This window comes from Kocuria rhizophila DC2201, from assembly GCF_000010285.1.
In the GTDB taxonomy this organism is placed as follows: domain Bacteria; phylum Actinomycetota; class Actinomycetes; order Actinomycetales; family Micrococcaceae; genus Kocuria; species Kocuria rhizophila_A.
In genome coordinates this window covers 440,092-454,498 of the sequence record NC_010617.1, presented here as the reverse complement: position 1 = coordinate 454,498, position 14,407 = coordinate 440,092, and the positions used below count along the sequence as shown (strand labels likewise).

At 71.3% G+C, this 14,407-nt stretch carries 12 protein-coding genes; 3 read left to right on the top strand and 9 right to left on the bottom strand.

From position 1 onward, the window contains the following. Positions 1-35 precede the first annotated feature (35 nt). The 4 genes from KRH_RS01990 to KRH_RS01975 form a co-directional block, all read right to left on the bottom strand. Positions 36-1,643: a DEAD/DEAH box helicase gene (locus KRH_RS01990; RefSeq protein WP_012397487.1), complete on the bottom strand. Its 1,608-nt coding sequence runs from the start codon at positions 1,641-1,643 to the stop codon at positions 36-38. A 280-nt stretch (positions 1,644-1,923) separates the two neighbouring features. Continuing rightward, positions 1,924-2,676 carry an SDR family NAD(P)-dependent oxidoreductase gene (locus tag KRH_RS01985; RefSeq protein WP_012397486.1) on the bottom strand — a complete coding sequence of 251 codons (753 nt, stop codon included), beginning with the start codon at positions 2,674-2,676 and terminating at the stop codon, positions 1,924-1,926. A gap of 188 nt (positions 2,677-2,864) precedes the next feature. Beyond that, on the bottom strand, positions 2,865-3,662 hold the full coding sequence (locus tag KRH_RS01980) for an SDR family NAD(P)-dependent oxidoreductase (protein WP_012397484.1): 798 nt from the start codon (positions 3,660-3,662) through the stop codon (positions 2,865-2,867). Next, the gene (locus KRH_RS01975; protein WP_012397483.1) at positions 3,659-4,441 is read right to left on the bottom strand and encodes a type 1 glutamine amidotransferase domain-containing protein; all 783 of its coding nucleotides are present in this window, start codon (positions 4,439-4,441) and stop codon (positions 3,659-3,661) included. Before KRH_RS01975 ends, KRH_RS01980 begins: the two co-directional genes overlap by 4 nt. Positions 4,442-4,647: 206 nt before the next feature. Here KRH_RS01975 and KRH_RS01970 point away from each other — a divergent pair, with 206 nt between their 5' ends. Beyond that, positions 4,648-5,043 carry a hypothetical protein gene (locus KRH_RS01970; RefSeq protein ID WP_012397482.1) on the top strand — a complete coding sequence of 132 codons (396 nt, stop codon included), beginning with the start codon at positions 4,648-4,650 and terminating at the stop codon, positions 5,041-5,043. Between the two features lie 157 nt (positions 5,044-5,200). Continuing rightward, positions 5,201-6,727 carry an alanine/glycine:cation symporter family protein gene (locus KRH_RS01965; protein WP_012397481.1) on the top strand — a complete coding sequence of 509 codons (1,527 nt, stop codon included), beginning with the start codon at positions 5,201-5,203 and terminating at the stop codon, positions 6,725-6,727. 24 nt (positions 6,728-6,751) lie between these two features. Here KRH_RS01965 and KRH_RS01960 read toward each other — a convergent pair whose 3' ends face one another. The 4 genes from KRH_RS01960 to KRH_RS01945 form a co-directional block, all read right to left on the bottom strand. Beyond that, complete coding sequence (locus tag KRH_RS01960) at positions 6,752-7,612, bottom strand: D-hexose-6-phosphate mutarotase (protein WP_012397480.1); 861 nt, start codon at positions 7,610-7,612, stop codon at positions 6,752-6,754. Between the two features lie 62 nt (positions 7,613-7,674). Beyond that, complete coding sequence (locus KRH_RS01955) at positions 7,675-9,135, bottom strand: amino acid permease (protein ID WP_050738025.1); 1,461 nt, start codon at positions 9,133-9,135, stop codon at positions 7,675-7,677. A 307-nt stretch (positions 9,136-9,442) separates the two neighbouring features. Continuing rightward, a complete protein-coding gene (locus KRH_RS01950; protein WP_012397478.1) occupies positions 9,443-10,909 on the bottom strand; it encodes an alanine/glycine:cation symporter family protein in 1,467 nt (488 codons plus the stop codon). A 362-nt stretch (positions 10,910-11,271) separates the two neighbouring features. Further along, entirely contained in the window at positions 11,272-12,651 is a 1,380-nt protein-coding gene (locus KRH_RS01945) for a multidrug effflux MFS transporter (protein WP_226905772.1), read from the bottom strand. Positions 12,652-12,751: 100 nt separating this feature from the next. On the opposite strand from KRH_RS01945, the gene trmB reads away from it, so the two are divergent. Continuing rightward, positions 12,752-13,729: a tRNA (guanosine(46)-N7)-methyltransferase TrmB gene (trmB, locus tag KRH_RS01940; RefSeq protein ID WP_226905774.1), complete on the top strand. Its 978-nt coding sequence runs from the start codon at positions 12,752-12,754 to the stop codon at positions 13,727-13,729. Between the two features lie 170 nt (positions 13,730-13,899). On the opposite strand, the gene KRH_RS01935 is transcribed toward trmB, so the two are convergent. Continuing rightward, positions 13,900-14,406 (bottom strand): heat shock protein transcriptional repressor HspR, encoded by a 507-nt coding sequence (locus KRH_RS01935; RefSeq protein WP_012397475.1) that lies wholly within the window; start codon positions 14,404-14,406, stop codon positions 13,900-13,902. Position 14,407: the final 1 nt, after the last annotated feature.

The window sequence follows — 14,407 nt, the reverse complement described above, 5'->3', positions numbered from 1 at the left end:
CGTGCGTCCGGGGGTCGACCCGGTCGCCTCAGGGGTCAGCGCGCCGACTGCCCCGAGCGGTTGCTCTCACGACGACGCTGCGCCGCCGCCATGGCGCGATCCGGCACCCGGTCCGCGGCGCCGCCGCGCGCGCCTCGCGGGGAGGAGCTGCGCGCGGCACCGGGCCCGGCGGCGTCGCCACCCGAGCGGCGGGTGGTGGCGGACCGGCCGCCGTTGCCACCGCGCCCGGCGTCGGAGCGGTTCGTACCGGAGCGGCCGCCAGAGGGACGGCCGGAGCCCTGGCCCTGCTGGCCGCCACCCTTGCCGGAGCGCCCGGCCGAGCCGGAACGTCCACCGCTCTGACGGGACCCGCCCTGGCGCTGGCCACCGGAGCGGCCACCCGAGGAACGACCACCCGAGCGCCCGCCGGATCCGCGGCCGCCGCCGGGCTGGGTGACCGCGGGGGCCGCGGTGGGTGCCACGCGCTCGGCACGCTCACCCACGAGCTCCTTCACGACCTCCGAGTCCGGACGCACCTCGTCCACGCGGGGTTTGACGCCGGCCTTCTTCATGAGCTTGTCCACGTCCGAGCGCTCCTCGGTGGTCGCGATGGTGATCACGGCACCGGAAGCACCAGCGCGGGCGGTGCGCCCGGAGCGGTGGAGGTAGGACTTGTGCTCGGCGGGCGGGTCGATGTGCACGACCAGCTCGACGTCGTCCACGTGCACGCCGCGCGCGGCGACGTCCGTGGCAACGAGGACCCGGACGTCGCCGTCGGAGAACGCGCCCAGGTTGCGGTCACGCGCGCCCTGGGAGAGGTTGCCCTGCAGATCCACGGCGGGGATGCCGGCCTGGCTGAGCTTCTTGGCCATCTTCTTCGCGCGGTACTTGGTGCGCGTGAACATCATGCGCCGCCCGGTGCCGGAGGCGAGCGCCTCGATCAGGGCCTGCTTGTCGTCCGCGTGGGTGACCAGGACCTGGTGGTCCATGGTGGTCACCGCGGCCTGGGCGTTGTCCGCCGAGTGCAGGACGGGGTCCTGGAGGAACTTCTTGACCAGCACGTCCACTCCGTTGTCCAGCGTGGCGGAGAACAGCAGCCGCTGCGAGCCCTTGGGGGTCTTGGCGAGGATCCGGGTGACCACGGGCAGGAAGCCCATGTCCGCCATGTGGTCGGCCTCGTCCAGCACGGTGACGCGGACGTCGTCAAGTGTGAGCAGGCCCTGCTTGATGAGGTCCTCGAGACGACCGGGGCAGGCCACCACGATGTCCACGCCGTCCGCGAGCGCCTTCTCCTGGCGCTTCTGGGACACACCGCCGAAGATCACGGTGGTGTTCAGCCCGGCGGCCTTGGCCAGCGGGGCCACGGTGCGGTCAATCTGCGTGGCGAGCTCGCGCGTGGGAGCCAGCACCAGGCCGGTGGGGCGGTGCGCGCGGCGGGACGCGCGGGACGCACCCGGGGCCATGCCGGCGAGCCGCGCCACGAGCGGCAGCGCGAACGCCACCGTCTTGCCGGAGCCCGTGCGGCCGCGGCCGAGCACGTCCCGACCGGCCAGCGAGTCGGGGAGGGTCTTCTCTTGGATGGGGAAAGCTTCCGTGATGCCCACGCGGGCGAGATCGGCGGAAAGCGCCTCGGGCACACCGAGGTCTTCGAAAGAATGAGACAAGGAACGTCTTTCAGAATTGGTCCACGCGAAACGATTCCGCGCGCTCGCGCCTCATGGGACGCGGCCTGCGCGCCTCGGACCGGCGCGCTTCGACCCCGCACTCGGTGCGGGGGAACTGGGCAAGTCTACACGCAGTATGTGTGGCGCCACGAACCGGGTGGCTCAGAGGAGTTCGTCCCAGCCCGACGCCGTCGGCTCGCGCGGGCAGGTTGCGCGCCGCACCGGCGGGGTGCCCGCGCAGCCCGGTGGGGGTGCAGGCACCCCGCCCGGGCGCCAGGAATCAGACGGCGGTGTACCCGCCGTCCACCAGGTAGTAGGACCCGGTGATGAAGGATGCGGCGTCCGAGAGCAGGAACGCGGTCAGCTGCGCGACCTCCTCGGGGGTGCCCAGCCGCCCCATGGGGTGCTTGGCAATCAGCTCCGCAAGTACCTGCGGCGGCAGGTTCTCCAGCAGCGGGGTGTCGATGTACGCGGGGCCCACGGCGTTCACGCGGATCCCCCGCTGGGCGTAGTCCACACCGGTCTGCCTGGTGAGACCCACCAGGCCGTGCTTGGCGGTGGTGTAGGCGGAGTTGCCCATCATGGTGGCCACGGTGGAGTGGATGGAGCCCACGTTCACGACGGCCCCACCCCCGTGCTGCTCGATCACCGGCAGCTGGGCGTGCATCCCGTAGGCCACCCCGTTGAGGTCGATGGCCACCGTGCGCTCCCAGGCGGCGATGTCGGTCTCCCCCAGCGCCTCGGCCTGCCCGCCCACACCAGCATTGTTCACGGCGTAGTGCAGCCCGCCGTATGTCTGGACCGCGAAGTCCACGGCGGCCTGCGCGTCGTCCCTGCTGGCGACGTCCTGGCGAATGCCCGCGGCATCACCACCGGCGGCCATGATGGCCTGCACCACGTCGTCGACGCCCGTGGCATCGATGTCCGTGACCACCACCTTGGCGCCGCGGCGCGCCAGATCCTTCGCGATCGCCGCGCCGATCCCCGAAGCCGCTCCGGTGACCAGTGCTACTCGGGATGTGAACTCTGACATGGGGACTCCTGGGTGTCGATGTCGGTGTGAACCCCTCCAGTCTTACCGGCGGGACACGCCACGGCCAGGTGTTGCGCACATGAGACGGTGGGAACACCCGCGGTTCGTGGACTGCGGCGTTCCCACCGGGATCCTCATGCACGACGAGACCAGCCACGCGGGAGAACGAAGCCGGCCGTTCCACGGCGTCACGCCTGCGGTCTGCTGTCCCTCGCGAAGCGACGCGCCTTGACCCGCTCGGGCAGGACCGTGTTGAGCAGGGCAGCGCGGCGTGTGGCCCGGTCCCCGCCGATGACGTGGTCCTTGCCCGCGAACATGGCCTCCACACCCTGGCGGGCGACCTCGGCCGGGTCGTTCTTCCAGTCGTTCGAGCCGAAGACCGTGTTGTCCATCCCCGCGGTGTGGTGGAACTGTGTGGCCGTGGCGCCGGGAAGCAGGGCTGTCACGGACACCCCGCACTCCTTCATCTCCTCATGCAGCCCCTGCGCGAAGGCGTATGCGAAGGCGCGCGTGGGCCCGTAGATGGATTCGTAGGGAGTGGGAGTCAGCGCGGAGAGGGACGCGGTGATCAGGATCCTGCCCGAACGCTGCCGCGCCATAGTGCGCACCACGCGCTTGGCGAGCCGCACCTGGCCCGCGACGTTGAGATCCAACATGTGCAGCTCGTCCTCGAGGTCCGTGTCCACGAACGAACCACCCAGGCTCTTGCCTGCGTTGAGGACCGCCACGTCCAGGGGCATGGCAAGTTCTTCGTAGCGGGCCCAGAGCAGCGCCACTCCCTCCGCGGTGCTGAGGTCCGCGCGCACGGGGATGACATTGACCGTCGGAGCGGAATCGCCCGCAGCCTCCTGCAACTTCTGCGGCAGGGACTCGATCCGCTCGCTCGAGCCCACGCCCAGGATGTCGTACCCGTGGGCCACGAGCTGCGACGCCATCTCGAACCCGATTCCGGATGATGCGCCGGTGACGAGCGCCAAGGACGTCACGATTGCTCCTCCTCGTCTGCGGCCTTCTCCGCGTCGTGTTCCGCGCGCAGCTCCTGGGCCGACTGCTCCTCCTGCGCCTTCTGCTCGCGGACCACCTCGGTGAGCAGCTTGGTCATCTCCTTGGCCACGCCGGCCGCGGACTGCGGGTTCTGCCCGGTGACGAGGCGCTCGTCCACCTGGACGTTCTCCTCCCAGTTCTCCGCGACCTTGACCGTGGCCCCCTGCTCCTCGAGCCGCTCCTGCAGCAGGTAGGGCACCGTGTCCTTCTTGCCCACTTCCTCCTCCTCGGCGGTGGTGAAGGCCGCCACCTTCCGCCCGGAGAGCAGGTTCACGCCGTTGGCCAGCTCCACGTCCACCAGCCCGGACGGGCCGTGGCACACCGCGCCCACCACACCGCCGGCGTCGTAGACGGCGGCCACGAGCTTCTGGAGGTCCCGGTTGCCCGTGAAGTCCCACATGGTGCCGTGCCCGCCCACCAGGTACACGGCGTCGTACTGGGCCGGGTCCACCACCGAGACCTTGGGGGTGTTGTAGAGGGAGGCCTTGGCGGTCTCGTCCTGCGTGAACTCCACCTGCACGGGATCGTCCTGCTGCACGGCGTCCTGCGGGGGCTGCCCGCCCGCGATGGACGCGAAGTCCACGAAGTAGCCGGCGTCCCGGAACACCTTCCAGGGGTGCGCGGCCTCGGCCACGTTGTAGCCCGTGGCCTCACCCGTGTCCCCGAGGGTGTCCTGGCTGGTCAGGACCAGGAGGATCTTCTTCATGGTGGTGATGTCCATGGGGTCTCCTTTCGTGAGCGCGCGGCGCGCGCGGCGTGGCACCACCCTAGACAAGCGCCGCAGCCCCGGGTCCGGGACGTTCGCTGTGGGCGTGCCCGGCGCCGCCGGAATGGTGCGGGAACCCGCTGTTAGCATGAGCAGCGATCCCCGGCGGGGTGCTCCGACCCCCGCGCGGCCCCGTCCCACCACAACGAAAGGCTCTTCCCATGCGCATCTCCAACGCCATCCTCCGCGGCATTCCCGGCGCCTACCTGCTGCAGTCCGGCTACGGCAAGCTCGGCATGGACGCCCAGGCGGCCGAGGGCCTCAAGCAGTTCGCTGCCACCGGCGTCCCCCAGTTCGCCGAGTGGGACTCCCGGACCTTCGCCACGTTCATCGCGGGCACCGAGCTGGCCGTGGGAGCCGCCCTGGTCACGCCGTTCGTGTCCAGGCGACTGGCCGGCGCGGGCCTGCTCGCGTTCAGCGCCGGGCTGCTCACCATGTACTTCCGCAACCCGGAGATGACCCAGGAGGACGGCATCCGCCCGTCCGAGCAGGGCATCCAGCTCTCCAAGGACGCCTTCCTCGCCACGATCGGCGCGGCCCTCATGGTGCAGAAGTAGCGCCTCACACGCATCCGGTCACGACGACGCCGCAGGCCACCCTGCGGCGTCGTCGCCTTTTCCGCCCCGGGCACAAAAGGCGGGGCACTGCACCCCAAGGGGTACTGCTAGGTTGGTCAGCAATCCGCACCATCCCTCATGGAAAGCTCCGTCCCCCATGGAATCCCTGCAAAGCAGCTTGGACACCGTTCGCGACCTGATCTGGGGGCCGTGGCTGCTCCTGCCCCTGCTCTTCGGCACGGGCGTCTTCCTCACGTTCCGCCTGCGCGGGATCCAGTTCCGCCTGTTCACCAAGGCCATGAGCCTGGGCTTCGGGCGCCGCTCGCGCGCCAAGGGCGAGAAGGGGGACATCTCCTCCTTCGCGGCCATGTCCACCGCGCTGGCCGCGACCGTGGGCACCGGCAACATCGTGGGCGTGGCCGCCGCGATCTCCATCGGCGGGCCGGGCGCGCTGTTCTGGATGTGGATCACGGCGCTGTTCGGCATGGCATCCAAGTACGCGGAGTGCTTCCTGGGCGTGCGCTTCCGCACCCGGGACACCGCCGGGCAGCTCACGGGCGGACCGCAGGTGTACCTGGCCCGCGGGATCCCCAACAAGTTCGGCCGGGCCCTGTCCGTGGTCTTCGCGGTGGGCTGCGTGGTGGCCACGTTTGGGATCGGCAACATGACCCAGGGCAACGCGATCGCGTCCAACCTGGAGCACTCCTTCAGCGTGCCGCCCGTGCTGACCGCCGTGGTGCTCGCGATGGGCACCGGGCTGGCCCTGGTGGGCGGCATCCAGTCCATCGCCAAGGTGACCACCTACATGGTGCCGCTGATGATCGTGCTCTACATCGGCTCCGGTCTCTACATCATCGGCGTGAACTACGAGGGCATCCCCGAGGCCCTGCGGCTGATCTTCACAGGTGCGTTCACCCCCATGGGCGCCACGGGCGGCTTCGTGGGCTCCACGGTGCTCGTGGCCATGCGCATGGGCGCGGCGCGCTCGCTGTTCTCCAACGAGTCCGGCATGGGCACCGCCTCAATCGCGGCGTCCATCGCCCAGACCAGCCACCCCGTGCGCCAGGGGCTCGTGTCCATGACCCAGACGTTCGTGGACACCCTGGTGGTCATCTCCATCACGGGCTTCGTGATCCTCACCACCGGCATGTGGACCCAGGGCGACACCGCCACCATGACCTCCCGGGCCTTCGCCACCGGGCTGCCGGGTGAGTGGGGCGGCACCATCGTGACCATCTGCCTGGTGCTGCTGGGCTACTCCACCGTGCTGGGCTGGGCGTACTACGGCGAGCGCAACGTGGAGCGCCTGGCGGGGGCGCGGGCGGCCATCGTGTACCGCGTGGTCTTCTCGGTCGCCGCCGGTCTCGGGGCGCTGGCCCCCCTGGCGCTCGTGTGGACGTTCTCGGACATCATGAACGGCCTCATGGCCATCCCCAACCTGATCGGGCTGGTGATGCTCTCCGGGCTGGTGGTCCGGGAGACCAGGCTCTACCTGGACCACGACCCCAAGTTCACCGCCACCACCGAGGAGATCAACGCGTTCATGGGCAGCCACCCCGGCGCCCTGGACGCGCAGATCGGCCACGAGGTGGACCTCACCTCGCCCACGCCCGCCCTCTCGGAGACGGGTTCCGCGCCCACGCCCCCGGCCATCACGGGCAACGACGCCGCCGCGCGCTCCTGAGCCCCGGGTCCCCGGGCTGCCCGCTCAGGCCTGCCCGGAGTCCCGAGCCCGCACCTCGACGGTCTGGGCGATCGTGTGGGACTCCCCCGCCGCCAGGCGCACCGGGGAGCCCATCACGTTGCCGGCCTCGACGCACACCATGGTCCGCCACTCGTCGTCCCCGAAGTCGCTGATCCCCACGGCCTTGTCCGCCCACGGGTTCCACACCACGGTGCTGTCCGAGCCCTCCTTGCCGAGCACCAGCACGCGGTCCAGGGCGGGGTCGTCCACGTGCACCTCGCCGCGGTGGGCGAACACGGCGTCGGTCTCGCCCGTGAGGCGCAGCCCGCCCACCTGGGTGCGCTGCTCCTTGGCCACCTTGTCGTAGTAGGACACGCCGTCCAGTCCGGAGAGCGTGATCCGGGTGGCGTCCCCCACGTGCAGGTAGGTGTGCAGGGCCTCCTCGACCTCGAAGGTATCGGAGCCCGTGTTCGTGACCGTGAGCTCCAGGCGCAGCCTGCGCCCCGCGGTCATCCGGAACCGGGCGGCGAACTCGTGGGGGAACGGTGCGCGCAGCTCGTCGGAGACGTCCTCGGGCGTGAGGGTGAACTCCGCGAAGGGGTCACCGTGCTGGTCCTCGCCCTGCTCCGTGAGCGCCCACTCGGTGATCCGCGCGAAGCCGTGGGCGGGTTCCATCTCCCCCGTGCGCCCGGGGCCGAACCACGGGAAGCACAGGGGCACCCCGCCGCGCAGCGCCCGGCCGGTCTCGCTGTAGGCCCGCGAGGACATCCACAGGACGGGCTCGTGCCCCTCCGGGGCCCAGGAGACCGCGTGGGCGCCGTAGCTCAGCACGGCGCCGGTGCCGTGGGGGCCCGACAGGGTCAGGGGTTCGGGCAGTCGTGTCATACCCCCACCTAAGCACGCTCCCCGGCCTGCGCCGGGGAGCACCACGGCAGGTTACTGCTGGGTTACGAGTCCGCGTGCTCCGCGGACTCCGGGTGCGCGACCTCCTGCTTGAACCACTCGAAGGCCTGCCGGTGGGACTCCGAGCGGCGGACGAAGGCCCAGGAGATCCCCAGCAGCACGAGCCACACGGGAAGGGCCACGAGTGCCGTCGCCGTCTCCACCTCGGTGGTCAGCGTCCACACCACGAACGCGAAGAACAGCAGCACCACCACGCACATGAGAAGCCCGCCCGGCATCTTGTACTCGGAGGCCGCGTGGCGCTCCGGGTGCTTGCGGCGGAAGCACATGTATGACACCAGGATCATGGACCACACGAAGATGAACAGCATGGACGCCACGGACGTGATGAGCGTGAACGCCTCGATGATCGAGGCCCCGGCGTAGAGCACCGGGATGGTCAGCAGCAGCACCAGGGCGGTGAAGAACAGGGCCCGCACGGGAACTCCCACACGGTTGAGCCCCTTGAACAGCCGGGGTGCGCTGCCCTCCGCAGAGAGCCCGAACAGCATGCGGGAGGTGGAGTACACGCCCGAGTTGGAGGAGGACATCGCCGAGGTCAGCACCACGAAGTTCACCACGGAGGCGGCCGCCCCGAGGCCCGCGAGGGAGAACATGGCCACGAACGGGGACTGCTCCGGGTTGATCGAGCGCCACGGGGTGACCACCAGGATGGCCAGCAGGGAGCCCACGTAGAAGATCAGGATGCGCAGCGGCACGGAGTTGATGGCGCGGGGCAGCGTGGTGCGGGGGTCCCGCGCCTCGGCCGCCGTGGTGCCCACGAGCTCCACACCCACGAAGGCGAACACCGCGATCTGGAACCCCGCGACGACTCCCATGGCCCCGTGGGGGAACCAGCCGCCGTCGTTCCACAGGTTGGACACCTGGGCCACGTTGCCGTCCGGGGACGTGAAGTGCGTGACGGCCATGACCGCGCCCACCACGATCAGCGCCAGGATGGCCACGATCTTGATGAGCGCGAACCAGAACTCCATCTCCCCGAAGCTCTTCACGCTCACCGCGTTGAGCAGGAACACGACCACGAGCACGGCCACGGTGGGCAGCCACAGGGGCACCGAGGGCCACCAGAACTGCACGTACCCGGTGATGGCCACGAGCTCCGCGATCGCGGTGACGATCCAGCAGAACCAGTAGGACCAGCCCACGAAGAACCCGGCCCACGGCCCGATCAGGTCCGCCGCGAAGTCCGCGAAGGTCTTGTAGTGCAGGTTGGACAGCAGGATCTCGCCCATCGCGCGCATCACGAAGAACAGGACGAAGCCGATGGCCATGTACACCAGGACCACGGCCGGACCGGCCAGGGAGATGGTGCGGCCCGAGCCCATGAACAGCCCGGTGCCGATCGCACCGCCGATCGCGATCAGCTGGATGTGACGGTTGCTCAGGCCACGGGTGGGGCCGGAGTGTGCGTGGGGCGGCGACACCGCGGTGGAGCTGTTGGTCATGGCTCCCGAGGGTACACCGCCACCGCGCGTGGCCGTGGCCTGGACCACACCCCTGCGCGGGTCGTCCGGGAACCGGGCCGGCGAGGCGTGGGCCCCACCCGGGGACCACTCCGGCATCACGTCGACCTCGCCCCGGGGGCCGTGCCGGCGTGATGCTGGGGACCGTGCCCGTCAGGTGCCGGGAACGCCTTCGAGGGTGCTCCGGGCACGACGCGGCCCCCGCGTCGCACTGTCGTGAACAGGCGGCGCGGGGGCCGGGGTGGATCACCCCAGGGCCCGCCGGGGCGGGCACCCGCCGCGGGCGGGCTCAGCGCACGCCGCCCGATGCCGCGCTCTGCGGCAGCACGTAGCTGTCGATCGCACCGGGGCGGCCGTCCATGAACCCGTCGATCTGCAGCTTGTCCGCCCGCAGGTGGGGGTCGTTGCGCAGGTAGTGCTTGGTCTCCCGGGCCACGAGCCCGGAGAGGATCAGCAGCCCGATCAGGTTCGGGATGGCCATGAGCCCGTTCATGAGGTCCGCGAAAGACCACACGATGGCCAGCGGCACGCTGCAGCCCACGAACACCACCGCGGAGAAGAACACGCGGTAGGGCATCACGGCCCCGCGACCGAAGAGCCGCTCCATGCAGCGCTCGCCATAGTACGCCCAGCCCAGGATGGTGGAGTACGCGAAGAGCACCAGGCCCACGGTCACGATCAGGTGGCCCCAGCCGCCGGGCAGGCCGTGGCTGAAGGCGTCACCGGTCATGGTGGCGGCGAAGTCCTTGCCCTGCTCCCACACGCCGGTGGTGACGATCACCAGGCCCGTGCAGGTCACCACGATGATGGTGTCGATGAACGTCTGCGTCATGGACACGAGCCCCTGGCGCACCGGGTGGGTGGTCTGGGCCGCGGCGGCGGCGATGGCCGCGGAGCCCATGCCGGACTCGTTGGAGAAGATCCCGCGGGCCACACCCATCTGCACCACGATGATGATGGCCGAGCCCGCGAAGCCGCCCACGGCCGCGTGGCCGGTGAACGCGGTGGTGAAGATGGTGGCGAAGGCCGCCGGGACGGCGTCGAGGTTGACCACCAGGATGAACAGCGCGCCGAGCACGTAGAAGATGATCATCACGGGCACGAGCGCGGAGGTGACCTTGCCGATGGACTTGATGCCGCCCACGAGCACCAGCAGGGTCAGCACGGCGAGCACCAGGCCGGTGACCCACACGGGCACGCCGAACGAGGACTCCACGTTGGCGGAGATGGAGTTGCCCTGGGTCATGTTCCCGATGCCGAACGAGGCCAGCACGGCAGCCACGGCGAAGAACAGGGACAGGAACTTGCCGAAGCCGTTGGGGATGCCGCGGAACAGGTAGTACTGCGGGCCGCCCGAGATCTCGCCCTTGGCGTCCCGCGCGCGGAAGCGCACGCCCAGGAACGCCTCCGAGTACTTGGAGGCCATGCCGAGGATGCCGGTGACCCACATCCAGAACAGGGCGCCGGGCCCGCCCACGGAGATGGCGGTGGCCACGCCCACGATGTTGCCGGTGCCCACGGTCGCGGCGAGCGCGGTGGTCAGGGCCTGGAACTGGGAGACGTCCCCGCCGGGGGCGTCCTTGTCCTTGCGCTCGAACAGCGCGAGCCGCAGCGCGGGGATCAGCTTGGTGACCTGCAGCCCGGCGAGTCGGGCGGTGAGGTAGATGCCGGTGCCGAGCAGCAGCGGCATGAGGATGAAGGGCCCCCAGACGACGCCGTCCACGGCGTCGAGGAGGTTCTGGATCGCATCGAGCATGGAAGTGTCTCTCGTTCGTGCTGGAGGCGCGAAGCCGTGGATCAACTGTGAATCACGTCACCGTTTGGCACAGTGAACCACATCGGCGCCGCGGCTCCCGGCCCATCCGCCGCGTGGCGCGGCGGTGTTGCCAGCCCCGCCGGTCCTCGGGCACGACGACGCCGCGCGGCCGCCCCGGTGCCCTGCGCACCCGGGTGCCGGGTCACCGGGGTGCCGGAGCACCCGTGCACGAGGGGATGACGAGACCCCTGCACGCTCGACCCGCCGGGTACGGGTCCCTGCGGCGCCGCGGCCGAGGGGCCCGCCGCCCGAGCGCGCGCCGGGGTGCGGGAGCGCGCTGGGGGCGCGGGCGGCGTCGTGCGCTAGCGGCGCGCGGCGAGCACGAGGGCCACGGAGACCACCGCGCACGAGGCCATGCACGCGAGCATGGGCACGGCGGTGGACTCGCCCGCCAGTCCGGTGAGCGGGGTGACCACCCCGGCCATCACGAACTGCGCGGTGCCCACCACCGCGGCGCCGGTCCCGGCGAGGCCTCGGGCCTGGGCGCGTCGCTGGGCGAGGGCCACCGCGTTGCCGAGCACGAAACCCATGCAGGACTGGGAGAGGAAGATCAGCACGAGCGTGGCGGGGCCCACCACACCCAGCAGCGCGAGCACGAGGTTGAGCACGGAGGTCGCGGCGAGCCCCGTGACCCCGGCCAGCAGCAGCGACTCCGGCGCACGGGAGCCCACGATCCGGGTGTTGACCACGCCGGTGGCGATCGACCCGCACGCGTTGAGCGCGAAGACCACCGAGTACCCGAGCGCGCTGAAGCCCAGCACGTCCTGGATCACGAACGGGGACGCGGAGATGTAGGAGAACAGGGCCCCGAACGCGAACGCGAAGCTCAGGGCGTGCAGCGTGAACCGCCGGTCCCCGAGCACCGCGCGGGCGTTGCGGAGGATGCGCCCGATGCCGCCCCGCGAGCGGGCCTCGGGCGGCAGGGTCTCGGGGATCACGAGCAGCGAGCACCCGAGCATCACGGCGCCGAAGACGGTGAGCACCGCGAACGCCGTGCGCCAGTCCGCCACGGTGGCGATCACCCCGCCCGCGAGCGGTGCCACCACGGGCGCGAGGGACGTGATGAGGGACAGCACGGAGTACAGCTGCGCGGCCCGGTGCCCGCGGGCGATGTCCGAGACCACGGCGCGCGCGATCACCACCCCGGCGGCCCCGGCGGCGCCCTGCAGCAGCCGCAGCCCAAGCACGAGCCCGATGTGCGGGGCCACGATGATCGCCGCGGAGCTCAAGAGGAACACCAGGTTTCCCCCGAGCACCAGCCGACGGCGCCCGAGGACGTCCGAGAGCGGCCCCAGCAGGAACTGCCCGAGGGCCATCCCGACCATGTAGGCGGTCAGGCTCAGCTGGATCACGCTGGCCGGGGCGCCGAACCACTGCGCCATCTCCGGCATGGAGGCCAGGTACATGTCCGTGGCCATGGGACTCACGGCGGAGAGCACGCCCAGGGATCCCACGAGCACCACCGCGTCCCCCCGCGGCCGCAGCCCCAGCCGGCTGCGCAGCAGATCGCGCGGCCCGGGATCCTGCATCGCGGGGCCCTGCTCGTCGGGATCCCCCTTCCGGGGGTCGCGCTCGTGGGGGTCCCGCTCGTCGGAGTCCCGCTCCCGGGCGTCCCGCTCGTCGGGATCGCGCTTCCGGGGGTCGCCGGGCGGGGACTCGGGCGGCTCGTGGTCCTGGGGCATGCGAGTCTCCTGCGCGGCGCGGGCGGCGGGTGGGCCTCAATCGTAGGGTCCGCCCGCCGCGCCGTGACCTCCCGTGACGGCCCGCCTAGGATGTTCCACGATGGAATCCAGCGATCGCACCCAGTCCTCCGCCCTCCCCTCCGGGGACGACGCCGCCCTGCCGGACTCGTCCGCCCCGGGCACCCCGGCCACCGCGCCGGCGACCACCGCCCAGCACTCGGACGCCGAGCACGGCGAGCGGGCCGCCGCACCGCGGGACGGCGGGGGCGGCGCGGCGGCGTCGTCGTCCGGGGACGCGGTGGGTGGCGAGCCCGGCACCGACGGCCCCGGGGCGACCCCCGCGGCGTTCCACCGGCAGCCGTTCTCGTTCGTGCGCCGCGGGGACCGGCTCTCCCCCAAGCGGCAGAAGGCGTGGGAAGAGCATGCCGGGCAGTGGGTCCTGGAGATCCCCCGCGTGCGCACTGACACCTCCGTGGACCCCTCCTACCACCTGGACCGGGAGGCCGTGTTCGGCCGCACCGCGCCGCTCGTGGTGGAGATCGGCTCCGGGCTGGGCGAGGCGATCGTGGCGCACGCCGCCGCGCACCCCGAGCTGGACCACCTCGCGGTGGAGGTCTACAAGCCCGGGATCGCGGACCTGCTCATGAAGGCCGCGCAGGCCGGGGTGGAGAACGTGCGGGTCGCCCAGGCCAATGCCCCCGAGGTGCTCGAGCACATGCTCGAACCGGCATCCGTGCGCGAGCTGTGGGTGTTCTTCCCCGATCCGTGGCACAAGACCCGCCACCACAAGCGCCGCCTGGTCTCCCCCCGCTTCGCCGAGCTCGCCGCGCGCGTACTCGAGCCGGGCGGGCTGTGGCGCCTGGCCACGGACTGGCAGGAGTACGCCGTGGTGATGCGCGAGGTGCTCGACGCCGCGGACGCCGACTTCGAGAACCTCCACCCCGGGCCCGTGGCCGACGACGAGCACCCCGAGACGGGGTGGGCACCGCGCTGGGACGGGCGGGTCCTCACGAGCTTCGAGCGCAAGGCCACGGAGGCCGGCCGCGTGCCCCGGGATCTGACCTACCGGCATCGCTGACCCTGCGGCCACAGGGATCCCGGCCGGGGCAGTTCGGTCGCTGAGCAGTTCGGTCGCTGAGACCACGGATGTGACCCCGCGCCCCCCCGTTCTGGACGCCACGGAGTGGGCAGATGCGCAGGGACCCCGCACCACGAGGTGGTGCGGGGTCCCTGCATGCCGAGGTGCGCTCAGGACGCGCTACGGCCGCGCTTCATCCCGCGTGCGGTCGGGGCATCGGCGGCGCCGGTGTCGCGGCCACCGTGCTCCGGCCGGGCCGGGCGGTAGAGCATGAGCGCCTGCGAGACCTTGCGCGGCGCCCGAAGCGAGCCGCGGGCGATCCTCACGACGTCCCCTTCGGAACCCGCCGTGAAGATCATGTCCCGCTCGCGCCGGGCCTCCCGCTCCTGCTCCAGCTCCTCGGAGAGTTCCGTGACCCGGGACTGCAGCGCCTGTACCTGGTTCTCCAGCTGCATGATCCGCTTGATGCCCTCCAGGGACACCCCATCCTGGGAGAGCTCCTGGATCTGGCGCAGCTTCTGCACGTCCATCTGGGAGTAGCGGCGCGCCCGCCCGGAGGCCCGGGACGGGGTCACCAGGCCCAGGCGGTCGTACTGGCGCAGCGTCTGCGGGTGCATGTCCGCGAGCTCGGCCGCGACTGAGATCACGAAGACGGGCTGGGCGAAGTCGATGGACATC